Annotated in this window: 14 protein-coding genes; 1 reads left to right on the forward strand and 13 read right to left on the reverse strand. The window is 39.4% G+C overall.

What is annotated here, in order from left to right; all coding sequences use genetic code 11:
- Nucleotides 1–18 precede the first annotated feature (18 nt).
- The 5 genes from T543_RS04570 to T543_RS04590 all read right to left on the reverse strand — a co-directional run bounded on the left by T543_RS04570 (nucleotide 19) and on the right by T543_RS04590 (nucleotide 11534).
- Nucleotides 19–741, reverse strand: coding sequence for a tRNA threonylcarbamoyladenosine dehydratase (locus tag T543_RS04570; protein ID WP_035766121.1), 723 nt, complete (start codon nucleotides 739–741; stop codon nucleotides 19–21).
- Nucleotides 742–780: 39 nt separating this feature from the next.
- On the reverse strand, nucleotides 781–2043 hold the full coding sequence (locus T543_RS04575; protein WP_035766122.1) for a saccharopine dehydrogenase family protein: 1263 nt from the start codon (nucleotides 2041–2043) through the stop codon (nucleotides 781–783).
- A 101-nt stretch (nucleotides 2044–2144) separates the two neighbouring features.
- Complete coding sequence (speE, locus tag T543_RS04580; RefSeq protein ID WP_035766568.1) at nucleotides 2145–3008, reverse strand: polyamine aminopropyltransferase; 864 nt, start codon at nucleotides 3006–3008, stop codon at nucleotides 2145–2147.
- A 39-nt stretch (nucleotides 3009–3047) separates the two neighbouring features.
- Nucleotides 3048–4496: an aminotransferase class I/II-fold pyridoxal phosphate-dependent enzyme gene (locus T543_RS04585; RefSeq protein ID WP_035766123.1), complete on the reverse strand. Its 1449-nt coding sequence runs from the start codon at nucleotides 4494–4496 to the stop codon at nucleotides 3048–3050.
- 159 nt (nucleotides 4497–4655) lie between these two features.
- Nucleotides 4656–11534, reverse strand: a complete 6879-nt coding sequence (locus T543_RS04590; RefSeq protein ID WP_035766125.1) for a glycoside hydrolase — start codon at nucleotides 11532–11534, stop codon at nucleotides 4656–4658.
- A 357-nt stretch (nucleotides 11535–11891) separates the two neighbouring features.
- Here T543_RS04590 and T543_RS04595 point away from each other — a divergent pair, with 357 nt between their 5' ends.
- Nucleotides 11892–12989, forward strand: coding sequence for an alpha/beta hydrolase (locus T543_RS04595; protein WP_035766126.1), 1098 nt, complete (start codon nucleotides 11892–11894; stop codon nucleotides 12987–12989).
- Between the two features lie 514 nt (nucleotides 12990–13503).
- On the opposite strand, the gene T543_RS04600 is transcribed toward T543_RS04595, so the two are convergent.
- The 8 genes from T543_RS04600 to ilvD all read right to left on the reverse strand — a co-directional run bounded on the left by T543_RS04600 (nucleotide 13504) and on the right by ilvD (nucleotide 25678).
- Nucleotides 13504–13995 carry a hypothetical protein gene (locus tag T543_RS04600; RefSeq protein WP_035766128.1) on the reverse strand — a complete coding sequence of 164 codons (492 nt, stop codon included), beginning with the start codon at nucleotides 13993–13995 and terminating at the stop codon, nucleotides 13504–13506.
- A 56-nt stretch (nucleotides 13996–14051) separates the two neighbouring features.
- Nucleotides 14052–15287, reverse strand: a complete 1236-nt coding sequence (locus tag T543_RS04605; protein ID WP_035766130.1) for a DUF1015 domain-containing protein — start codon at nucleotides 15285–15287, stop codon at nucleotides 14052–14054.
- An 87-nt stretch (nucleotides 15288–15374) separates the two neighbouring features.
- A complete protein-coding gene (locus tag T543_RS04610; RefSeq protein ID WP_035766132.1) occupies nucleotides 15375–16544 on the reverse strand; it encodes a phosphoglycerate dehydrogenase in 1170 nt (389 codons plus the stop codon).
- Nucleotides 16544–17626, reverse strand: a complete 1083-nt coding sequence (serC, locus tag T543_RS04615) for a 3-phosphoserine/phosphohydroxythreonine transaminase (RefSeq protein ID WP_035766133.1) — start codon at nucleotides 17624–17626, stop codon at nucleotides 16544–16546. Before serC ends, T543_RS04610 begins: the two co-directional genes overlap by 1 nt.
- A gap of 268 nt (nucleotides 17627–17894) precedes the next feature.
- Nucleotides 17895–20537 (reverse strand): hypothetical protein, encoded by a 2643-nt coding sequence (locus T543_RS04620; RefSeq protein ID WP_035766134.1) that lies wholly within the window; start codon nucleotides 20535–20537, stop codon nucleotides 17895–17897.
- A 153-nt stretch (nucleotides 20538–20690) separates the two neighbouring features.
- Nucleotides 20691–22304, reverse strand: coding sequence for a L,D-transpeptidase (locus T543_RS04625; RefSeq protein ID WP_197023931.1), 1614 nt, complete (start codon nucleotides 22302–22304; stop codon nucleotides 20691–20693).
- Nucleotides 22282–23967 carry a biosynthetic-type acetolactate synthase large subunit gene (gene ilvB / locus T543_RS04630; RefSeq protein WP_035766136.1) on the reverse strand — a complete coding sequence of 562 codons (1686 nt, stop codon included), beginning with the start codon at nucleotides 23965–23967 and terminating at the stop codon, nucleotides 22282–22284. The genes T543_RS04625 and ilvB overlap by 23 nt, the downstream gene beginning before the upstream one ends.
- A 49-nt stretch (nucleotides 23968–24016) precedes the next feature.
- A complete protein-coding gene (gene ilvD, locus T543_RS04635) occupies nucleotides 24017–25678 on the reverse strand; it encodes a dihydroxy-acid dehydratase (RefSeq protein WP_035766137.1) in 1662 nt (553 codons plus the stop codon).
- Nucleotides 25679–25681: the final 3 nt, after the last annotated feature.

Raw genomic sequence — 25681 nt, forward strand, 5'->3', positions numbered from 1 at the left:
TGCCCCTTACATAAAATATCACAGAAGGTCACGGATGACCTCGGAAGCAATCACCAGTCCGCAGGCTGATGGCGAAAATGCGCTGCTTCCGGGAGGGAGTTTTCTTGGAAGTTCTCCCCCCTCTTTTACATTATACAGTTCTGAATAATCAGGTTTTCTCGGCTCCTCGTCGGAGTATACGACCTTAAGAGAATCAATATTTCGTTTCTTCATCTCCCGTCTCATAACTCTGCAAAGAGGACAGATACTTGTGTCATAGATATCTGCAACCTTAAATCTCGACGGATCAAGCTTATTCCCGGCGCCCATAGCACTTATCACAGGAACATCAGCTTCTTTTGCTCTCATGATGATACTTATCTTGGCTGTAACAGTATCCACACAGTCAATAACGTAATCATAAGAGGAAAAATCAAATTGATCGGCATTTTCAGGAAGATAAAAGCATCTGTAAACATTAACCTCTGCATCCGGATTAATATCAAGCATACGCTCTTTCATCACATCGACCTTGTATCTGCCGATTGTGGAATGAAGGGCGATTATCTGTCTGTTTATATTGCTTTCTGATACAACATCGCTGTCAACAATATCAAATGATCCTATGCCGCTTCTTACAAGCCCTTCACAGACATATCCTCCAACACCGCCAACTCCGAAAACAGCCACACGTTTATTATGTAGTTTTGCAACTGCTTCTTTACCGATAAGAAGCTCTGTTCTTTCAAATTGATCACTCATAATATGTAAAAACTCCCATAAAAAGTGCGGCCTCTTATATTAGTCAATAAGTGTAGGATTCTCCTCAACTACCCAGGGAAGTCCGTACTCATTGAGCATCTCCATATACGGATCGGGATCGAATTCATCTGTTGTGAATACGCCGGGCTTTTTCCACTTACCTGTTACAACAAGAGCAGTTCCTATCATAGCTGGTACGCCTGTTGTATAGCTTATAGCCTGGCTTCCGAGCTCTTTATAGCATTCCTGATGATCACATACATTGTAGATGTAGATTGTTCTTTCCTTGCCATCCTTGATACCGCGGAAAATACATCCGATGTTAGTCTTGCCGACAGTTCTGGGGCCAAGGCTTGCAGGATCGGGAAGGAGTGCTTTTAAGAACTGGATAGGCACAATCTCTCTTCCTTCAAACATTACAGGACTTGTAGAAAGCATTCCTACATCCTCAAGGCATCTCATGTGATCAAGGTAGCTCTGGCCGAATGTCATGAAGAAACGGATTCTCTTAACTTCAGGGAAGTTTCTTCCAAGTGCTTCGATCTCCTCATGATGAAGAAGATACATATCCTTCTTACCAACCTGAGCAAAATCATACTCTCTCTTTATTTCCATGGGCTTTGTCTCAACCCAGTGACCATCTTCCCAATAGCTTCCGTTAGCAGATACCTCACGAAGGTTTATTTCAGGATTGAAGTTGGTTGCAAAAGCATAACCATGGTCACCGCCGTTGCAGTCCATGATATCGATATAATGGATTTCATCAAAATAATGCTTTTTAGCATAAGCTGTAAATACGGAAGTTACACCGGGATCAAAGCCTGTTCCCAAAAGTGCTGTAAGATTGGCTTCCTTAAACTTATCAAAATATGCCCACTGCCAGCTGTAATCAAAATAAGCTGTAAAGCCTTTTTCCTTGCAGCGCTTCTCGTAGATTTCGCGCCACTTGGGATCATCTGTGTCCTCGGGCTCATAGTTTGCTGTATCAATATAGTCAACCTTGCACTCAAGGCAGGCATCCATGATAGTAAGATCCTGATAAGGAAGTGCAACATTAAGAACTGCATCCGGCTTATAGTTGTTTATTACTCTCTTGATATCTAAAGCGTCATCAGCATTTACCGTATCTGTAGTGATCTTTACAGGTGATCCTGACTTTTCAATCTTCTCTTTTAATGCATCACACTTAGAAACTGTTCTTGATGCAATACACATCTCTGTGAATACTTTATTGTTCTGTGCACACTTCTGTATAGCAACCTGTGCAACTCCGCCGCAACCAATAACCAATAATCTGCTCATTTTAATCCTCCTGAAAAAATAATAATGAAGTTCCGCTCTCGTTTCACACGCCGGAACACGTTCGGGCTAAGCTCAAAAATACTTCGCTGAGCCCTCACAGCTTATCTGGACATTGCCTCTTCTTCCTGAAGAAGGTCTTCAACATATTTAGGCAGCATAAATGCTCCCTTGTGAAGATGTGTTGTATAGTACCAGGTCTTTATATTTCTCTCATCCCATCTGTCGGGATTAAAATCCTTTAAGGGGTGATATTTTTTACTTGCAAAACCAAAAAGCCAGTATCCTGCAGGACATGTAGGAATATGTGCCTGATATACCCTGTTTATCGGGAATACTCTGTAGGCCTTTCTGTGCATGGCTCTGCAGCTCTCCTCATCCTCGTCATAGAACGGGCTTCCATGCTGATAGACCATGATTCCGTCGTCATGAAGCGCTTTGTAGCAGCTTCCGTAGAATTCTTTGGTAAAAAGTCCCGCCTCGTGACCAAGGGGCTCAGTTACATCATTTATTATAAGGTCATACATATCATCGCATTTTCTAAGGAACTTAAGACCGTCCTGATAATATATATGAACCCTGTCATCATCAAGGCCGCAGGCATTGTCCGGGAAATACTGCTTGCACACATCCACAAACATGCTATCTGGCTCAACAACATCAATTACTTTTATTTCCTCATAATGGCTAAGCTCTCTGGCAACTCCGCCGTCTCCGCCGCCAAGGACAAGTACTCTCTGAACCTTGGGATGAACTGCCATGGGCACATGAACTATCATCTCGTCATAGGTAAATTCATCCTTCTCTGAAAAGATGATATTACCGTCTGATGCAAGGAACTTGCCAAATTCAGGTGAATCAAATACATCGATCCTCTGAAATTCGGATGATCCTGAAAACAGCTGTTTACTAAGCCTTATGTTTATCTTTACGTTGTTGGTGTGCATTTCACCAAACCAATAATCCATCTGTGGCATGATAATGTTACCTCCTGAAACAAATGGTTCTTATTTTATAACCTGAAGCTCTGATATATCCTCACTCTCAGGTCCCTGCATTGAGCAGCCCTTTTCTTTGGCTGTTTTAATATAGTCAAGGATCTCTCTTGTAACTACTTCGCCGGGAGAAATGATCGGTATTCCCGGAGGATAACACATAACTGACTCCGCGCTTATTCTTCCGACAGTCATATCGATAAGAACAGATTCCTTCTCAGCATAGAAAGCTTCCTGCGGAGTAGCCTTAACGATAGGTGTCACATATTCAGCTGAGAAAAAGCTCTGCTTTTGTTTTGCATATAGTCTCTTGATATCCGCAAGAGCTCCTGCAAGTCTCTCGATATCCTGAAGTCTGTCTCCTATGGAAATATAAGCCATAACATTGGAGAGATCACCGAATTCCATCTGAATATCATACTCATCTCTTAACAGGTCATAGACCTCAATTCCCGTAAGACCGATCCCTCTTGTATTTACAACAAGCTTGGTCTCGTCGAAATCATAGATGCTTCCGCCATTTATAAGCTCGTGACCGTAAGCGTAATATCCTTCGATCTCATTTATCTCTTCTCTTGCATACTTAGCCATTCCTGTTACTTTTTCAAAACTGTCATGGCCGTGAAGAGCAAGGTTTCTTCTTGAAATATCAAGGCTTGCGATCAACAGATAGCTTGCACTTGTTGTCTGAGTAAGGTTTACAATTCTGCTGATATAACCGATATTTGCGCCCTTACCGCAAAGAAGGATAGAGCTCTGTGTAAGGCTTCCACCTGACTTGTGCATACTGATTGCTGCCATATCTGCACCTGCTCTCATAGCACAGAGCGGAAGGTTTGGACCAAAATAAAGGTGCGTTCCGTGTGCCTCATCTACAAGGGCTTTCATTCCATGTGCATGAGCAAGATCTACTATAGCCTGAAGGTTAGAGCATATGCCGTAGTATGAAGGATTATTTATTAAAATAGCCTTCGCATCAGGGTTTTCTTTTATAGCAGCTTCAACATCAACAAGCTCCATTCCAAGCGGTATTCCAAGCTTGGTGTCGACCTTGGGGTCAATGTAAACAGGGACAGCTCCGCACAAAATAAGAGCATTTATGGCACTCTTATGGACATTTCTGGGCATGATGATCTTCTCGCCATGCTTAACAGATGAGAGTACCATAGCCTGAACCGCACTGGTCGTTCCATTTACCATCAAAAAAGCATGCTCTGCTCCAAAAGCATCGGCTGTAAGCTCTTCCGCTTCTTTTATAACTGATACGGGGTGACAGAGATTATCAAGGGGTTTCATCGAATTGACATCTATGCCAACGCACTGCTCACCCAAAAATCTGACGAGTTCAGCGTTTCCTCTTCCTCTCTTATGTCCGGGTACATCAAAGGGAACAACCCTCTGCTTCCTAAATCTTTCAAGCGCCTCATAAACAGGAGCTTTTCTCTGACGATCCAGATCCAATGAAATATCCTCCAAAAACGTTTTATATCTGTAAAAAGGAAGGGCGGTATGCCTTAAGCATACAGCCCTTCCATAAAGTCATTTAACAGGCAAACATATCTTAACATTAATACACTCAAAGTCAAGCAAATAAAGGAGTTTTGAGAGTTTTTTTACCTATTATTTTACGCTCTTTAACTTGCCGTTTTTCTTAAACGTATAGGTCTTACCACCTATCTCAACTTTACCGGTTCTCATAACACCGTCTTTACCAAAATAATAGAGATTTCCATTTATTACTTTAAGACCTGTACGCATTTTTCCGGCATCGGTAAATGAGTAAGTTTTTCCGTTTATCTTCTTAAATCCTGTTGCAAGTTTACCCTTCTTATTAGTGTAGTATGTCTTGCCGCTTATCTTTACAAAGCCTTTTTTAGCGATACCCTTCTTACCAAAGTAATAAGCTTTACCGTTAAGTGATACAAATCCCTTTGCAATAGAGCCGTCTTCAAGTACGAGCTGGTATTTACCTTTGTTCTTACCCTTCTTGATCTTCTTTATGCTGCCCTTTACAGTCTTGTATCCATTATCATCTGTTGTCTTAAGTTCAGTATTATCCTTACCGGTATTGCTTTCTTCTACAGTAGGAGCTGTAGGTGTAGGCGCATCCGGAACAACAACTTCTTCAGCTTTTTCCATAGAATCGCATATAACTGCGATGTATGACATTACAGGATCGGGATTTCCGGTCTTGCTTACACTCACCTTAACTGTGCCCTTCTTAGGAACGATCACACTTACATTTTCAGTTCTCTGAGAGTCAGAGCTCTTAAGTGTAAAGTCATGTGATGCAATTTCCTCGCCGTCAAGAGTTACTGTTATCTTTGTAGGTCTTGTTGTGTTCCACCATTCCTGATATCCGGTGATAATTGTGTACTCGCCTGCCTCAAGATCAAATGCATAATCGATTGTCTTGTTGCCGCCAGCCCAGAATCCGTACTCATACATTCCATCGCCTGAATCCTTTACGCCAACGTCATAGTTATCGCTGTCTTCTGTTTTGATAACACCTGTATATCCGGCTTTTGTTTCAGCTGAGTATGCTTCATCTGAAGCCTCATTTCTAACCTGTTTACCAAGAAGGTTCTTCACATCATTAAAGAAGTCACTTACTTTTTTAAGTTCAACAGAACCGCAATCATAGAAGTAAATAAGCTTTTCAGGGATAATGGTTACACTCTGATCAAACTTTCTTCCATTCTCCAAAGTTCCAGTAACTTCTGATGTTCCAAAGGAATTTAATTTATCATAGTTCCAGGTTACTGAATATGTGTTTTCTGTCCCCTTGGTATCTTTCACAGTAACCTCTGAAGGCATGCTGCTCTTAACGTTTTCCTCTGAAGAAAATACCTTTTTAATATCTGTTACAATTTCAAAAGTACCCTTTCCTTCAAGTTCAGAAAGTGTCCAATTTGAGTACTTTCCAAGTGCAATCTTTCCCCCATTTAAGAATTCCACAGGCACCCAAACATATCTTGAATCACTAAGGTCTGATGACTTCCATCTGTCACCCATGTAGATGAATTGTCCTGCAGCAGCATCAACTGCAAATACGCATGTGCTCTGAGTATCGTAGGTTGTACCCTTTGTATCCTCTGTGCAGGGATCACCCATCCAGTTCCATTTTGAAAGAGGTGATGTAGCAGTTGCATATCCTGCTCTGTTTGGATCCCAGCCTGTGCATGCAGATGTGATCATGTAGTAGAGGCCGTTATACTTAAACATAGCGGGAGCTTCTCTTGAAGTTGTATAGCAAAGTCTGTAGTTCTCACCTTCTTTAAGGCCTTCTGTATCTGCAGCAAGTCCTGTATATGTGTCATCAAGCTTTGCAATATACATATCTGCATTGCCGTCTGATGAGTAGATTACATAAGCTGTTCCGTCATCATCCTTAAAGAGGTTCATATCTCTTGATGAACCTTTTACTGTATCCCAGCCAAGATTAGCATCATCTGCGCTTATAAGTTTTCTTGCTTCAACAAACTTGAAAGGTCCGGTAGGTGAATCAGCTGTAGCTATTCCGACCATTGCCTTTCCGTAATCAGCACTACTCTCAGGAGTTCTTCCGTCGCAGTGCCACCACATAACGTATTTGCCGGTCTTATCGTTGTAGAGCACCTTAGGTCTTTCCATTACGCATCTGTCATTTGCAATATTCCAGTATACTTCTTCAAGCTTGTTTTCATACATGGAATCAGATGCTTCCTGTCCTTCATAGTCAGAATAAAGTTTTTTGAAATATTCATCATCTTCAAAAATTGAAAGATCTGCTTTGTAGCCTTCTTCCTGGTCTTTTCCATACTGATCGTCAGGAACGGGAATTGCCTTAAGTACAAGTCCTTCGTCTGTCCAGTTGTAGAGATCTTCTGATGTGTAAAGATGTACACCGGGAACAGGTCTATAATCTGTGGTCTTGTCTTCGCCGTACCAGTAATATTTTGTAACGCCATCAATCGTAAACTGCTGGATCTGTCCGCCGTGAGCCTGAATCTGTATGCCGTTATTGTCATACATATTTCTGCCCTCAACGCCGCTGATATCGTTGTAATGTTCTTTATGAACTTCGAAAAGTTTATCGAAAGCAGCCTCAAGGTTATGATAAGCTTCTTCGATCTTTGCAGCATCTGTTGATGATTCCTTAATCAATGTATTTGCAGCATCAAGTGCTTCATTATATGAAGAAAGTGTCTCATCGCTATAAGTCTTGCCATCCATAGCAGCTGCCTGAGTATCGATAAGTTCCTGTAGTCTTTCAACTGTGTAAGCAGCATCTGCTCTTACGATAATGTAGTTAAGTACAGGATCGTCACTTCTTGAAGAAGCATTCGGATTATGTACAAATACATTGAGCATATTATCTTTTACTTTTACTGTATATGTCTTTTCGGTTACACTTGAATCTCCTATTGAAAGTGATTCTGCTACAGTTTCACCTTCAAGAACAATATCAACCTTCTTTGACCCCCATCCTGAAGGAACCTTAAATCCAAGGCTTACCTTGTAGGAATCATTTGCTCTCTCGGATAGTTCGAAGCTATAGTTAAAGCCTGAAACACCCTTTTTGAAAGTAATACTGTCTGACATATATACACAAGTATCTGCAAGGCTGGACTGCGTAGTACCTTTTGCTACTCTGTAGGAATTGGTGTCATTTTCAGGATAACCCCACTTGTAACCTGTTACTGCATCTGTGCCAAATTCCTTATCTGTTACTGACTGATAAAGTCCCATCTTGTATTCAGAAGGAACAAAAGATGTGTTGCTTGATCCTACGTCAGCGATATAGAGAATGTAGTCATTTGCTGCAATCTCTTCTTCTGTAAATCCTGTTGCACCTTCTCCTACAAACTCATCAAGCTTTGACTTCATGTTATCAATTTCTTCCTGAGTCGTCTTTGCTTTAAGCATAAGGTCCATAGCTTCAAGGCGAAGGTCGTGTACCTTTTCCTTTGTACCTGAAGGAACTGAGCTTTCTTCAAAAGCAGCAGCTTTTTCCATTGATGCCTTAAGATCATCAAGGTTAAGCAGCTTCTGGATCCTGATGAATGAAAGTACAGGGTCGGGATCTGAGCTTGTTTTCTTTGTTACCTTAAATGTAACGTTTTTGTCTGCATCAGCTGTAATTTTGTAATTAGGTGTGTTCCAGTTATTGTTTCCGTTCTTCGAATTGGTATCGCCAAGCTTTACGTCATCAGCATATACGCTCATTGGTCTTGACTGACCCCACCACTCTTTAAATCCTACTTCTACATTGTAGCTGCCCTGTTCAAGAGGAAGAATATATTTGATATCCTGTCCTTTTTTTGCATACCATCCATAAGCCCACGCATCATCGCCGCTTTGGTTATATGCGCCATACTCATCATGTCTTCCCCATGATCCATCTTCGTACTTCTTATCCGGAACTTCATTTATAAGGTCCGCATAGGAATCAATCTGGTTATAAGAAGTATTATCAGTTCCATTATTATTGCAGTCTGCAAATATATACATGTTAGGCTTTACAAACTTGATATTTGCAATAAATTCTGTGCCATCATCAAGTACACCTGTGATGCTCTTTGCTGATGAAAGATCAACATCTTCCGCATGCCATGTAACTTCTTTTTCAACTTCACTAGAATGATTTGTTGCTACTCTTACAGTTTTGGGAAGTACAGCCTTTGTTCCGGTAACTGCATAGATAGTATCATCAATTACATTCTGAACTTCTTCTGCAGAATTATCATATACAGCACCTTCTACTATATAGGTAGTTATTGAATTAGCTTTAACAGTTGCTGTTACAGACTTTTTATTCTTATCAACAACGATATCATCTGAAGCAGAAACATCTGCCCAGTTTTCGCCATCTGCAAGGCTTCCGCTTGTTCTTATTGCTGTAACTTTTTCACCGATCGCACCTAAATTAGACAGGTCAAACTTCCAGGTTTCATCAGTATCTTTTGTATTAGTTGCAACAATTACAAGTTTGTTGTTCTTAGGATCGATAGCTGCAACTGTGCTCTCAGTTGATCCAATAAGTGTGTATCCGGGACGGATATATCTCGAATACTGACCAAATGCATAATATTTCTTTGTAAGAACAATATTCTGATTATTATGATCTGCTATCGCTACTCCCCACAGGCTCTTGCCCCCTGCAAGGTTAGCACTTCTTTGCCATGAATCAATATCTTTGGCAGTATCAAACTCGTTGTATGCTTCAGGATAGCTTGTTGCTTCTGCTTCATTTGAAACATGTGTATCAATGATATCCCAGATTATCCATGCTGAAGGCATAAGTCCTTTAAGGTCTTTAGCCATATAGTTGGAAAGCCAGAGTCCGCCTGCCATCTCACCTGCGTTTGTACCCTCAGTATTTGATCCGTCTACTTCGCTCATCCAGAGGTTTTCACCTGATTCCTCAGCAAGAGCCCTAAGTTCTGCTCTTTTTGAGCCTGAATAAGTGTGTGTATCTATTCTTGTTACAACGTCTTTTGCTTCATCGGAAAGAGCTTTATATGAGCTTATTGCAGTATCTATGCTTGTTTCATCTGAAGCTGAAAATACTATATCTGTAATGCCTTTTTCTTTAAGTGCTTTATTAAGAGCAACGATAATTCTTGACTGTGATTCTCCAATATCGAAGTGGCAGCCCTCCTGTTTATTGCTGTATGCTCCCCAGTAATTTGTATAGGGCTCATTCATAGGAGTTACACTCTGGAAATGGATTCCTTCATTTTCAAGATGCTCTATTACATCTGCCATATATGTTGCAAATGCGTTTACGCTGTCTGCTCTTAAGTTATCTTTTCCCGCATCAGTATTTCCTGAGGAGCATCCACTTTCTGTCATGAAATACGGAGGAGAATTGGAAAATGCTTCTGCAAGATAGTTATCCTTACCTGCAGCCTCTATGCCTGCGCGAAGAACATTTACCTGATTCTTGTCAGCATCCCAGTCATAGTTCCATGCATAGCCGCATTCAGCATCTACGCGCGCAAAATTTTCTTCATAATATGAAATATCTTTGTCAGCTTCTATTTTGGTCACATCAACGCAGTAGCCGGGAACTGCAGAATCTGATCTTGTTATATGGCTTGGATGAAGCAAGCTGCCGCTTTGGTTGTCAGAAATATCTATATCATCAGCACCTTCAGGTACAACTTCTTCTTCGCCCTTCTTAATAACTGCCATCTTTACAAAATCAAGTGTCCAGTCATCATCAATACCACCAATAGTGAATTTGTTTATACCCTTAACAAGTTCTACACCTGTAAATGTTACTCTGAAAAGAGTTTCGCCGCCCTTTGCAATAACATCACTATTAACAGTTGCTGCATCTGCCTGATAAATCTTAGATTCACCGCCTTCATCTAAAACAGCTTTATTATCTAGTGTAACTTCTTCAGTTTCTTCTTCAAGCGCTGCATCTACCGCTTCGGGTGAGCCTTCTGTAACATTCTCTGTTTCTGAAGGAATGTTTTCATCATCAGAAGCCTCATCAACTTTTTCATCAGTTTTTTCATCATCTGAAGCTGCATTTTCATTGTTAAGGTCTGTATCTTCGCCGTTTGCAGTATCATCTGAAGCTTTTTCTGGCTCAGTTACGATATCTTCATTCTCAGTTATCACTTCATCAGAATTAATTTCTGATTCATTATCTACTGATTCCGTAACTTCTGTTGTATCCTGAGCCTCAGCAGTTTCATCTAAAACAATTTCTTTTGTTTCTAAATCCTGATCCAGAGCCGCCTCATTTTTATCGAGTGACACATTCACATCATCAGCTGAAACCGCAGGACTTTCAACTTTAAGTGAAACGCCTCTGTTATTTGAACCGGACAGCACAAACAACATTTTTACTGTGTAATAGTCGGTTGAGTCTGCTTTTACGTCAAAATACAGATTTCCGCCCTGCCCCGGGTCTTTATCAAGGCCGTTTATCCAGCCAACTGTCTGCATTTTGCCAACCTTTAATCCCCTGGTAATTCCAAAGTCAGCATCGCATTTATCAGCTTTCACGCTTGCAAAATTAGAGTCGCTTCCAATTTCCATGTTCGTGCCGGTAAATGGATGAGTTGCATCCTCCGGTCCATAGAAAACTGCTTTCTCATTAACAGGGATTTTCGTAATATCAGAATCCTCTGTTTCCTCATCAGTAATTCCGTCACCACCGCCAACATTATATCTGCCGATAGTAAGACCAAGGCCTTCATCAGGATTAAAGAAAAGCTTAGCAGCAAGATCTGAAAGCTCTGTGCTATAACCCACTCTGTTAGCCCACCAGCATAGAGATGTACCAAATCCCTGAAACTCTCCAAGTCCGTCATTATCCGTATCGTTAAAAGTCGATACATCAGAAGTGGAAATTTTCACAATTTTATCAGCTTTTGTTTCTGCGCTTGCACTAATGCCGGTATTAACGCCCGGAATTCCCGAAAACAAGGTCACCGCTGAAACTGTCGCTGATAAAAATGCCGCGGCACTTCTCTTTAACAAGCCCCTTTTCTTCATTTTTATTCTTTCCTCCCATTTTGGTAAATTTTTATCACAAAATATTTTCCCCAATGCATTTATTTGTGATATATACTACTTTACTAGTAAAAATTTTATTTCATTTATGCATTTTAAACAATGAGATAATTTTACTAAATTTTTACTTGTATTTTTATATAGTATTTTTTTGTGCAAATTTGAGAGCTTTTCTTGAAAAAACTGAACCGGATAACGGATTTTTTAGCAATATATGATGTTAACTCGCCATAATCTGATAAGCATTTATCCCATCAGGGCTCTACTATATTTACATAAGCGCCCGGAACATCTTTTTTATGTTTAGTAATGCGCAGATCAATTACGGAGGTAAATTTTTTGAAAAAAGAAATACTTATGGGAATAATAGCTACAAGTCTTATTATGGCGGGATGTGCTGGTGAAAAGAGCGAAGCCGTAGCAATAAGCACTAATGATGCATCAGAAACTATATCACAGGATACCGCAGACTTATCAGAGTCAAACGAAAAAGAAAGTAGCGATGGAATAGCCGATGCAATTTCTCAGGAACACTCCTACACTGAGGAAGCATCCTCTGCTCCCGAGAATGAGGCGAATGAAGAAGAAAGAGTACCCACAGCCGAAGTCGGTGAGATGGTTCCTCCTAAATACACAGCTCTTAGGACAGGTGACGAATCAGGAACCGTAGAACGTATATCTTATACAAGCCACGACTATGCAGGAGATGGCAGTGAAATTACGAAAGAAGCCAATATTTATCTTCCCGCAGGCTACTCTGAGGACAAACAGTACAACGTAATGATCCTCATGCATGGTATTGGCGGTGATGAAGATGAATGGGGAATGAACAAGAGCACTTCAAGAGTCAAAGCTATAATGGATAACCTCTCTTACTACGGAGACATTGATTCATTTATAGTTGTAACTCCTAATGGAAGAGCCTGTAAGCTAGGTGGTGATGAAGGTTCAGGCATAGAGTCTTTTTACCTGTTTGGTCAGGAACTCAGAAATGATCTGATCCCATACATCGACTCTCACTATAGCACCTATGCTGATTACAGCGAAGATTATGATCTCTCCGCCGCCAGAGAACACCGCGCAATTGCCGGATTATCAATGGGCGGTATGCAGACCATCAACATAGGAATCGGAGAATGCATAGATATGTTTGGTTACTTCGGAGCCTTCTCTGCTGCACCTACTAGTAATACCGCATCTCAGACAGCATCTATCCTTAAAGACAACCAGTATCCGATCAAGTATTTCTATAATATATGTGGTCTTCAGGATAACATTGCTTACCAGAGCTCATCTGCTGCAGCCAAGACTCTTCCTGCTCTATGCGATCAGTTTGTAGATGGAGAAAACTTTACCTGGCAGGAGCTTGACGGTGGTCATGATTTTCGAATCTGGTATCTTGGTTTCTATAATTTTGCGCAGTTAGCCTTTAAATAGGGTAATCAATTTTTATTAGGAGCTACTTTCGTGAGGGTCTTTCATGAGGGTTACTCCGCTAAAAAAAGAGCCAGCTCCACAGGACCAATGTCATTTAGATAAGAAAATGCAGTAAATGCGAAATAGGCACGTTACATTCTTAAGATTATATAGTAGCGTGGACATCTACGTGACACCGCTTTATCTTTAGGCTGTTATCACGTAGTTTCGCAATGATTTTCTGGCATTCTACGTGATACACCTCCGTTAACAAGCCTCTCCTCACGTATTTTTTCCAAATATCTGTTTAGTTTTACGTGTTCTACTACTAATAAAGAGCAGCATCTCACGTAGGCGTCATAGATATCATGCTTGTTGCTCTGTCATATCTTTTCTTATCTAAATGACATTGCCCTCAGGACTGATCCTCATAAACTTTGGGAAACCCTCACGAAAATTGATTACCCTTCAAATAAGAGAACTCCCATATATCGGGTGCATTGACACACGATATATGGGAGTTTTTAATTTACTATTACGAATCATAGTCAACTATATATAACTTTTTGGAATCATTATCATAGATGCCACATGTAAAATTTCTGGAATAACCTTCAAACAAGCTTGATTCGTCATATTTATCCTGAGCCGAACTCAAACGATTGTAGAAAAAATAATATCCATTTTTTACATCAGGAATATTATTGGAATCAGCAAATATCTGCAAAAGTAACTCATTCAAATTACTTTTTATAGGACATTTTTTCCAATTATCTAGCCCTTCAATCTTAGCAATGTATTTTCCATTATTATCATCGATCGTTACAACAGATAATCCATCTCCCAAAAAACCATCATGTGAATCATATATATCAATCATGTCTTTATCTAATACTCGCAAATCAGCTATTTTTGAAAATCTTGATATATATGTATGCTCCGGACCCAAATGTATATAGTACAAAAACAAAAACAAAAGCACAAATACCAAAATTACCGATGCAAAAATAACATATATTTTTTTCATACCATCTCTCCTATTCCGATTCATCATCAGGAATATATTCTAAAATGTCACGGTTTTTATAATGCATGAATAAATAGGCCACTTAGTAGTTTAGGCTCAAACCACGTTGATTTAGGAGGCATAAGTCTTCCTGCATCAGCAACTGCAAAAAGTTCATGAATATCTGTGGGATACATAGAAAAAGCAAGGCACATATCTGCATGGCATCTTCTCTCAAGTTCTTCAAGTCCCCTGATTCCACCGACAAAATCAATTCTTGGATCATTTTTGGGATCGCTGATATTAAGAATGGGTGTCAAAACATTATTCTGCAATATGCTGACGTCAAGACCGTCTACTGCATCTTCGCTTTTTATATCATCATGAGCTGTGAGCTTATACCACTTACCATCAAGAAACATTCCCATTTCACATTTCTTTGAAGGCTTTACAGCTTTATTTTCAGAAATAACTTCAAATTTCTCCTTAATCTTATTGATGAATTCTTCAGAGCTAAGTCCGTTCAGATCCTTTATAACCCTGTTATAGTCCATTATCATAAGCTCGCTGTCAGGAAACAGTACAGATAAAAAGAAATCATATTCCTTATTTCCTGTGGGATTTGGATCCGACTCTCTCCTCTTTTTTGCAACCTTTACAGCAGAAGCGCATCTGTGATGTCCATCAGCAATATAAATGCTGTCCATACCAAAAAAAGCATCCCTTATTTTTATAATGTCTTCTTCAGAATCAATTATAAACACTCTGCTTCTTACATTGTCTTTTGTATAAAAGTCATAGACCGGAGAAGTAGTATTTCTTACACGCTCCATGATTTCTCTGATATCGCTATTTTCCCTAAAGCACAAAAATATCGGACCGGTCTGGGCATTGCAGGTATCGACATGATGTATTCTGTCTGCTTCTTTTTTGGCAAGTGTATTCTCATGTTTCTTAATTACGTTATTTTCATAGTCTTTAACAGAACTGCATGCAACTATTCCCGTCTGAACCCGTCCATCCATAGTCTGCTCATAAAGGTAATAACAAGGCTTTTCTTCATGAATAAAAATGCCTTCTTCTATTTTTTTCCACAGCATATCGTGTGCTTTTTGATATACCTCTTCTGAATACATATCATATTCAGGCGGAAACTGCGTCTCAGGCCTGTCTATAGCAAGAAAAGACATAGGCTCGCGCTCTACTTCCGCTCTAGCCTCTTTGCTGTTATAAACATCATAGGGAAGAGCAGCAACTTTGGAGGCCACATCTTCTCTTGGTCTGTATGCCGCAAAAGCTCTTATATCTGCCATAATCTAAAATCCTTTCATCCTCTAAATCAGAACTAATAATAGGGGCAAAACCTGCCCCTATTTTCACACTAAATTATTTTTCTGTTATTAAACATCTTTTCTAACAACACGAACCCTGATAACGTCATCAATCTTCTTTAGCTTCTTGATGATGTCGTCAGATATTGTGCTCTCAACGTCGATAATCGTGTAAGCATGATCACCTCTTGACTTATTGGTCATGTTAGAGATATTGTAGCCGTCATTACCAAGAACCTGAGTGAACTGACCTATCATACCTGCAACATTCTTATGGATGATCGCAATTCTGGGTCCTGTACAGATTCCCTGCTCGCAGCGAGGCATATTTACAGAATTAACAATATTGCCATTTTCAAGGTAATCCTTCATCTGAAGAACTGCCTTAACAGCACAGTTATCCTCTGACTCCTCGGTAGAAGCACCAAGATGAGGAATTACGATGCAGCCATCATGTCCAGCAATCACTGTATTGGGGAAATCAGTAACATATTTTCTGATCTTGCCTGAATTAATTCCGGAAAGGACATCAGCCTCATTGCAGAGAATATCACGCGCAAGATTTATAAGGATAACGCCCTTCTTCATCTTGGCAATAGCCTCAGCATTAACCATTCCCTTTGTATTATCAAGTGCAGGAACATGAATTGTGATAATATCGCACTTTGAATAGATATCATCAACATTTGTTACATGCTTAACATCGGATGAAAGGCTCCACGCAGCATCAACAGAGAGGTACGGATCATAACCAAATACTTCCATTCCAAGATTTCTTGCTGCATTAGCAACTCTTACGCCAATTGCACCTAGTCCGATTATTCCGAGCTTTTTACCTGCAATCTCAGTACCTGCAAACTTTTTCTTAGTTTTTTCAGTGAGCTTTGCTATCTCAGGATCACCTGCATTGGCGCTTACCCACTGTACTCCGCCTATGATATCACGGGAAGCTATGAGCATTGCAGCAATAACCATCTCCTTAACACCGTTAGCATTTGCACCCGGTGTATTAAAAACTACAATACCTTCATCAGCGCATCTGTCTACAGGAATATTGTTAACTCCGGCACCTGCTCTTGCGATTGCAAGAAGGTTATCCGAAAATTCCATTTCATTCATATTGGCACTTCTTACAAGAACACCATCTGCATCATCAATATTATCAACTGCCTGATACTGATCTGAAAAATTATTAAGACCAACTTTTGCAATTGGATTAAGGCACTTATATTTAAACATCAGTTATTCTCCTTCTCAAATTTATCCATGAAATCAACAAGCTTCTGAACGCCTTCTTTAGGCATAGCATTGTAAATGCTTGCTCTCATTCCGCCGACTGTTCTGTGTCCCTTAAGGCTTACAAGGCCATTTTCTGTTGCCTGGGCAATGAACTTGGCATTTAATTCTTCACTGTCAGTAACAAAAGGTACATTCATAAGTGATCTGTCCTCTTTGCGAACAGTTCCCTTAAACATCTTGCTGCTATCAAGGTAGTCATAGAGGATTTTAGCCTTCTCTTCATTTCTTCTCTTCATCTCTGTAAGACCACCCTGCTCTTTAAGCCACTTGAAAACAAGACCACACATATAGATAGCCCAGCAGTTAGGAGTGTTATATAAAGAGCCGTTATCAGCCTGAGTCTTCCACTTAAGCATTGTGGGTACAAAATCAGGAACATCATCTCTTATAAGATCTTCTCTTATAATGCTGATAACAAGACCTGCAGGACCTACATTCTTCTGAACTCCACCGTAGATAACGCCATAATCATTTACATTTACAGGCTCTGATAAGAAGCATGAAGACACGTCAGATACAAGGATATGTCCTTTTGTATTGGGAAGCTTCTTAAATTTGGTTCCGTAGATTGTATTATTCTCGCAAATATATACATAATCAGCATCTTCTGGAATTGCGAGATCAGAGCAGTCAGGTATATAAGAAAATGTCTTATCCGCACTGGAAGCTACTTCAATGGCATCGCCATATTTTTTTGCCTCTGCGAGAGCTTTTTTAGCCCACTGGCCGGTAACGATGTATGCAGCTTTCTTATTCTGCATAAGGTTCATAGGTACAGCAGCAAACTGCTGGCTGGCACCGCCCTGAAGGAAAAGGACCTTATAGTTGTCAGGAATATTCATAAGATCTCTGATATCCTGTTCAGCAGTCTGAATGACATTATCAAAAGCCTTGGATCTATGGCTCATTTCATTGATTGACATTCCGCTTCCGTTAAAATCAAGCATTTCTGCTGCAGCCTGTTTTAATACTTCCTCGGGTAACACCGCAGGACCTGCACTAAAATTGTAAACTCTGGACACTTCTTTATACCTCCTACCCAAAAATAATTTTCACGATTTACATTGTTAAAGTTTTTAGAACTTAATATCATTTTAATTGCAAATTATTTTTTGTCAACTATGTATTCGGTAATTAATGTTATTTTATTTATATAATGGGTTCAAAAAGATATTTTTTTGTAAAAAAATACAGAATAATTATTGTATGGCAAAAGCCGCATCCATACTGACACGAATGCGGCTTTTACTAGAATTTTTAGAAGAAAAATTATTGCTTTATATGCAATTTTCAAAGATAATTATTTATGAAATTATCCTCTTTTTTTGCATTATCCTTTGTCTTTGAACTTGTTTTTGAAGATTTTTTATTTGCAATTTTATTAGACACATCGTCCTTTACATTGATGATCTTATTCTTTAAATCGTTAAAATTAGTAGGATTAATGACGTTTGTTTTTGTTCTTTCAGTGTGGTTCAAGGTTGATAAATTTCTTTCAAGGCCCAGGGCGTCCGGATCACCTTTTATAAATTCAGCTATATTATTTTTAATGAATTTATTTCTTATCTCCACTCCAACATATGAACATTCTCTCTGAACATCAAGTGCTCCATCGATTCTGGCTTGCCCTGCAGGTGTATTAGCAGCATATCCTTTATCTACAAGATATTCGTGCATTGCAAATTTTGCATCATTTATCTTTCTTAGAACAACATTGGCCTGTTTTATCCATTCCTCCTGATTTAGAGAAATATCTATCCTATCAAGTTTCAACTTTTCATCCTTGAAATCATTAACGGCAAGTCTTGCTTTTCTATGTTCAGGTGATTCTTTGCCGATTGAAGGATCATAGTTATCACCTTTACCGAATATCTTTGACCTTCTTGTATTAAATTTATCAAGGGCATCCTGCAAGTAAGCTCCGGCAGGTCTTTCAGCAACTTTTATCTGCATTTCAAGAGAAAGATCAGCAGCAATCCCTTGTTTATGCATATTTACTCCCTTAACTCTGACATATTCAGCAGCATTGCCTACATAATCGGATAGATCAGCTAACGAAACTTTAGTTTCTTCAGGTGCATTTGCGCCGTACTTTTTATAATATTCCTGTCCTTTAGAGTCAAGATCGTACTCGATAACAAGCTTATTTTCACTAAGATTTTTTCTTACGTTATCTAAATCCTTGCTTAGATCAGCTATCGATATCTTTTTATTCTTTAATTTTTGTACAAGATTTCTTACTTTTTCTCCTGATGTATCATAAATAGTTACATTCTTTTCGAGTTTTTCCAGCGCCTCTGCATAATTTAGCCTTCCCTGTTCAGAAACATTTTCTTTCAAAAATGTTTCCAATTTAGTGTAACCATCATATAATTTCAAACTATCTAATGCGTCCTCGGGCAGTTCATCAAATTCACTCTTTTGCTGGTTTCTATTTTTATTAGCATTTTTAGGCAAAACATTTTTTAGTTTGTTTAAATACTCGAAAGTATGAGCAGCACTATTGCCGGAATTTATTTTACATGCCTTGATTGCATCATCTAGTGCAGTATTTATTTTGGAACCCTGGTCGCCTAACTGTTTCTTATATTCTGTTAATTTATCACCTATTGCTTTTTGAGCACTTCGAAAAGCATTAATATCACTAATATATTGATTTTTATAATTATCAGCTCCACGTTTTCCAAGGTTGATCAAAACATCATGATTATAAGAGTTTGAAAGGTTCTCAATTGCTTTTGTAAATGAGCCATTTACCGGATCAAGTGTAGTAGTTAAGTATCTTTTCTGAGCGGGATCGCCTTGTACATCGGGAATATTATTGCCATTATCTAAGCCTTTAACAAATTCATCATATTTTGTTTTTAGATTTGCAATCTTTTCGTTTACAGATACAGCCCACTCATTATTACCAAATATATTAGCATCTTCACTTGCAAGCTGTTCAACTTCTCCTTTTAATTCTTCAATAGCCTCAATAACTTCTCCGCTTTTATCAAGATTAGATAATCCCTTCATATTAGTGGATTTGTATAAATCATCAACGGTACTTTTGAGTTCTAAATACTCATCCATCGCACTCATTGGCAAGGCACTTTTGTAAAATATGATTTCACTATTGATGGCATCCAGATCAGATGCAAGTGATCTGCCACCATTTAGGACAAAATCATCAACATACTTTCCATCAGCATACATCCTCATGGCAACTTCATCATTTTTATTAGCTGCCGCTCTAGTATCTACAATTGCCTTTTTTAATCTTTCTGCCTTTTTGATTAGTTCTGCTCGAACATCATCACTTACAGTTCCACCAAGCTTTAGAATATTTTTCATCTGAATAACTGATTCATGGTAATCTCTGGATGCATCAATAAGTTCAGGCATTTTATTTTTTTGATAAGAGTCATCAATCTCTTTCAGAGTGTATTTTGCTTTTTCCAAGCTTTGACGGAGATTACTACCTTGTTTTATTCCTTGTGGCAACCACTCATATTCTTTTTCATCAACCTTGATGGTCAGATTGGTATTTGCCCATTTATTTGTAATTTTAACCCCTACATAATCTTGAGCAATGGGATTATCCGAACTCAGACCATATGTATCTTTAATGAATCCATCGAAAGTAAATACAATATTGTCATATAAATTCTTCTGAATGGATCCTTCTTTAAAGTTCTGTTTTTCCCCTACCTCTTTAATTTTCTTAAGATTTTTATCCAAAATGCCTTTGATGTTACTATCAATATAAAAATCAATAGGCAGTTCATTTCCCTGATAATTAAGTTCATATTTTCTGTTATATGCTACTGAAGCTATTTCATCAGCACTGTCTTCCAAAACCTTGCAAAGAGGTGTACCTGCAAAAGTTCCGGCCATCTGCGATATAGAGTTAGCAAATTGTACAAAATCCTTTAAAAAATATTTTGGCATATTCCCCTCCGATAAAAAAAATCATTTTTTACTTTACAAATTGATTATAATTTTTATCGTCCAACAAATGTCCAACAAGCTCTCCATAAAACTAAAAAAATTAAAAAAACCACATATCAGGAGACCACGCACCCGATATGTGGGTTATTAAAATTAATAATATAGAAGTACCGGAACACCGACTTCTACAAGTTCATATAGTTTTTCCATGTCTTCAAGCGGTGAGTTTATGCATCCGTGGGAACCGTTTGTCTTATATATCTCTCCTCCAAATTCCCTTCGCCAGGTTGCGTCATGAATTCCGATTCCTTTATTTACGCCAAGCCAGTAATTAACAAATGATGCATAATCATCGCCCCTTAGTATTGTGTGATAGCGCTTATTGTAAACGTGATATAAACCTACAGGAGTTCCTCTTCCGCGCCCTGTATTTCCGGTTACAATATCATAATCTATGGTAAGCTTACCGTCTTTATAATATAACAGATGCTGATCGCCCATATTTACAAGTATAAATTCATTTCCAAGTTCGCTTCCATCAATAGCAAAGCTTTTTTGAGGCAGTTCTATATCTTCTTCAGTATCGCCTTCCATAAGAGCATTTACGAAAAAACCATATTCATTTTCAATATCAAAAAGCTCCCCGTCCTTACTTCCGCTGACATATATTTTTCCTTCGCCGTTTTCGATATAAGAATTGATGGAATAGTCAGTATCAAATCTCTCAAGGCTCTTTTCTACATAAGCATGAATTTTGTCGCAGCTTAATAATAGATTTCCCTGCTCATCCGTTACAAATTCATTGTCAATCTTGAATTTGTCAGGAAAAGGACTTATTTCATCACCATGAATGAACATTCCTTCGTATCCCGTAAGGTCACTTATTTTCTCTTCTTTGCCATTATCATCTGCAATCTCATCAGCATGAGCCATCTTTTTAATGACAGGCATATCTTCTGTTTCATCTTTTTTAGCTTCTTTTTGAGCTTCTTCAAGATTTGAAAGCGTGATCAAAAAATCTGAGATATCCAGAGGTTCTGAAGTGATTTCTTCATCATAAATTCTAAAAGTCACATTCTTTTTCTGCAGAGTATCGATTTTTTCAAAAAGCTCTTTTACATGCAGATCACTCTCTGTTTCTTTGACAGCTACGTAAGCGCCGCTGTCATCCATTATATTCAGATCGATCTCGCCCTTTGAAATAGCCATGATAGCTTTATCAAGAATGTAGTCAAAAACCGGCTTCTTTAAATCCTTTTGTGCTAGATAAAAACCTTCATCACCGAGCTCTATCTTGTATGCAGGAGTGTCATCATCTTCAAATATTATCCACGATGATAATATTTCACTCACTTTATCAGTATCAAACAGAACATGTCCTTGTATTTGAGTGTTAGGTGAAGCTATTAGATTAAATCCCCATAAAAGTGGATTCTGTGAGTCCATTATAGATATAAGATCTGATGTGTAATCAATGCTGTAATCGATATCAGTAGCAGAGATGAACAAATGCTGTCCATCTCTGCCTCTTATATTAAGACCGTTATAGAATGCGGTACCCTTCAACTCCTCATTTGCTTCTTCAACAGTTTTACCTGTAACATAAACATGATTTATCCAGGTACCGTAAGTAAAGCTTCCTCTGTAATAGTTCCCCAAAATCACATAAAGCGTAAGCAAAAAAGCAATAGAACCAAAGAGTACAAATAATAAAAATCCCCTCTTTTTCATACGCAAATAATAATTAAGCTCTCTCCTTATCTTCAAGATCCTTGGCATCAAATGCTTCACTTATAGAAGCACCGGCAGGTACCATAGGGAATACCTTCTCATCAGGATCAATACAAACATCCAGTAGAACAGGTCCATTTGATTTAAGAGCCTCATCAATTGCAGGACGTACATCCTCTCTCTTTTTAACTCTTATTGCCTTGCAGCCAAGCCCTTCTGCAACCTTGCAATAATCAACCTTGTCCGTAAGAACTGTATTGGAATAATGCTTGTCATAGAAAAGTGTCTGCCACTGTCTAACCATTCCAAGTACCTGATTGTTTATCACGATCTCAACTATCGGAATGTTATATCTGCTTGCAGTTGCAAGTTCATTCATATTCATTCTAAAGCAACCGTCACCGGCTACATTTATTACTTTTTTATCCGGATTGCCGACTTTTGCGCCTATCGCTGCACCAAGGCCATAACCCATTGTTCCAAGTCCGCCTGATGTAAGGAAGGTTCTGGGATGCTTGTATTTATAAAACTGTGCTGCCCACATCTGATGCTGACCTACATCTGTGGTAATGATTGCATCTCCGTTTGTGGCCTTATCAAGCTCTTCGATCACATAAGGGCAGGTAAGGCCCTTTTTATCATAGGTCATAGGGAACTTCTTCTCGTATTCCGCTATGTGTTCAAGCCATTCAGCATGATTTTGCTGAGAAACCCTGTCATTTATGATAGAAAGAACTTCCTTTAAATCTCCGACAATATAGTAATCTGTTCTGATATTCTTATTAATCTCAGCTGCATCAATATCAATCTGCAGTATCTTAGCCTTTTTGGCGAATGTCTTGGCATTTCCTATTACTCTGTCTGAAAATCTTGCACCGAGAGTTATAAGAAGGTCGCACTCACTAACACCGAAATTGGAGGTCTTTGTTCCATGCATACCGATCATGCCGGTATAAAGCTTATGATGTCCGTTAAAAGCGCCTTTACCCATAAGTGTATCGCATACAGGTGCCTGAATTCTCTCAGCAAATTCAAGCAGTTCTTTTTCCGCACCGGAAATAACTGCACCACCGCCCACGTAAATAAAAGGTCTCTTTGATTTTTCGATCATCTTAACGGCAGTTTTGATGTCATCATCCGTAAAGTCGATTGTCTCCTCGATTTCCTCTTCTTTCATAGGCTTATAATCACATTTATTTGCAGTAACATCCTTGGTAATATCTACCACAACAGGACCGGGTCTTCCGCTTCTTGCTATGTCAAAGGCCTTTCTTATTGTTTCAGCAAGTTTTTTTACATCCTTAACGATATATCCATGCTTTGTAATAGGTGTTGTGATACCTGCAATGTCAACCTCCTGGAAAGAATCCTTTCCAAGGAGAGGAAGACTTACATTACAAGTAATAGCAACTATCGGAACTGAGTCCATGTATGCAGTTGCAATTCCTGTTACAAGATTAGTTGAACCGGGGCCGCTTGTTGCAAGGCATACGCCAACCTTTCCCGTGGACCTTGCATAGCCGTCAGCTGCATGGGCAGCTCCCTGCTCATGAGATGTAAGTATATGTCTGATACTGTCCTGCTGCTTATAGAGCTCGTCATAAACATTTAAAATAGTACCGCCCGGATATCCGAAAACTGTATCAACGCCCTGCTCTTTAAGACATTCCAGAACAATCTGTGCACCTGTAAGAACCATTTTTTCACTCCTCCAATAAAGCCTTAGAATACAAACTTATATCAAAGACTTAGATTTCCAATACTGCTCCTCTGTTACCACTTGTTACCATCTTCTGATATCTTGCAAGGTAACCTGTTGTAATCTTGGGTTCTCTGGGTTTCCAGTTAGCTCTTCTTCTCTCAAGTTCCTCGTCGGAAACCTTCATATCAAGCTTGTTATTATTGATATCGATACTTATGATATCGCCTTCTTCAACAAGAGCGATAGGCCCGCCAACAGCAGCTTCAGGTGATACATGACCGATAGAAGCACCTCTGCTCGCACCGGAAAATCTGCCGTCTGTTATAAGTGCGACCGTTGAACCAAGTCCCATACCCGCAATAGCTGATGTGGGATTGAGCATCTCTCTCATTCCGGGACCGCCCTTAGGGCCTTCATAGCGGATAACAACTACATCACCTTCGACAATCTTTCCTCCAAGGATCGCACTGATCGCATCCTCTTCGCAGTCAAATACTCTTGCAGGTCCTTCATGTACCATCATTTCGGGAACTACTGCAGATCTCTTTACAATACCTGTATCGGGAGCAAGGTTACCCTTAAGGACAGCGATACCGCCATTTGGCATGTAAGGATTCTCAATAGGTCTTATTACCTCAGGATTGAGATTATGTGCATTCTCAATATTTTCGCCAACAGTTTTGCCGGTGCATGTAATAAGATCTGTTCTTATCAGATTCTTCTTGGCAAGTTCAGCCATAACCGCATATATTCCGCCTGCTTCATTTAAATCCTCCATATATGTAGGACCTGCAGGAGCAAGATGACACAGATTCGGAGTACGATCTGATATCTCATTTGCCATTTCCATATTGATCTCAATTCCGGCTTCGTGTGCAATAGCGGGAATATGGAGCATTGTATTTGTAGAGCATCCAAGAGCCATATCCATTGCAAGAGCATTCTCAAATGCTTCCTTTGTCATGATGTCTCTGGGACGAATATCCTTCTTAATAAGCTCCATTATCTGGTATCCTGCCATCTTGGCAAGTCTGATACGTGCAGAATAAACGGCAGGGATTGTTCCGTTTCCTCTAAGTCCCATACCGATTGCCTCTGTGAGACAGTTCATTGAGTTGGCAGTATACATACCTGAACATGATCCGCAGGTAGGACATACTTTTTCTTCAAACAAAGTAAGCTCATCCTCAGTCATCTTGCCTGCAGAAAATGCACCTACAGCCTCAAACATTGAACTAAGTGATCTCTTCTGTCCGTTTACTCTTCCTGCCATCATTGGTCCGCCTGAGCAGAAAATAGTAGGAATATTCACCCTTGCAGCAGCCATCAAAAGGCCGGGAACATTCTTATCACAGTTGGGTATCATTACCATTCCGTCAAAAGCATGTGCCATCGCAAGCGCTTCTGTTGAATCAGCAACAAGATCACGGGTTACAAGTGAATATTTCATTCCGACATGTCCCATTGCAATACCGTCGCAGACTGCAATTGCAGGAACAATTACAGGCATACCGCCGGCTTCAGCCACGCCAAGCTTTACTGCCTGTGCTATTCTGTCCAGTTCCATATGTCCGGGAACGATCTCACTTTGTGAGCTGACAATTCCGATAAGAGGTTTCTTTCTTTCCTCTTTTGTAAAACCAAGTGCATTAAACAGACTTCTGTGGGGAGCCTGCTGTAAACCTTCCATTACGCGATCACTGTTCATAAA

It is taken from the genome of Butyrivibrio sp. NC2002 (assembly GCF_000702265.1).
In the GTDB taxonomy this organism is placed as follows: Bacteria; Bacillota; Clostridia; order Lachnospirales; family Lachnospiraceae; genus Butyrivibrio.

Excerpts from the sequence above, each read along its gene's own strand:
- T543_RS04590 (WP_035766125.1), bottom strand. The coding sequence starts at position 11,534 with ATGAAGAAAAGGGGCTTGTTAAAGAGAAGTGCCGCGGCATTTTTATCA.
- T543_RS04620 (WP_035766134.1), bottom strand. The coding sequence starts at position 20,537 with ATGCCAAAATATTTTTTAAAGGATTTTGTACAATTTGCTAACTCTATA.
- ilvD (WP_035766137.1), bottom strand. The coding sequence starts at position 25,678 with ATGAACAGTGATCGCGTAATGGAAGGTTTACAGCAGGCTCCCCACAGA.
- T543_RS04570 (WP_035766121.1), bottom strand. The coding sequence starts at position 741 with ATGAGTGATCAATTTGAAAGAACAGAGCTTCTTATCGGTAAAGAAGCA.
- speE (WP_035766568.1), bottom strand. The coding sequence starts at position 3,008 with ATGGATTATTGGTTTGGTGAAATGCACACCAACAACGTAAAGATAAAC.
- T543_RS04575 (WP_035766122.1), bottom strand. The coding sequence starts at position 2,043 with ATGAGCAGATTATTGGTTATTGGTTGCGGCGGAGTTGCACAGGTTGCT.
- T543_RS04610 (WP_035766132.1), bottom strand. The coding sequence starts at position 16,544 with ATGTTTAAATATAAGTGCCTTAATCCAATTGCAAAAGTTGGTCTTAAT.
- ilvB (WP_035766136.1), bottom strand. The coding sequence starts at position 23,967 with ATGGTTCTTACAGGTGCACAGATTGTTCTGGAATGTCTTAAAGAGCAG.
- T543_RS04600 (WP_035766128.1), bottom strand. The coding sequence starts at position 13,995 with ATGAAAAAAATATATGTTATTTTTGCATCGGTAATTTTGGTATTTGTG.
- T543_RS04605 (WP_035766130.1), bottom strand. The coding sequence starts at position 15,287 with ATGGCAGATATAAGAGCTTTTGCGGCATACAGACCAAGAGAAGATGTG.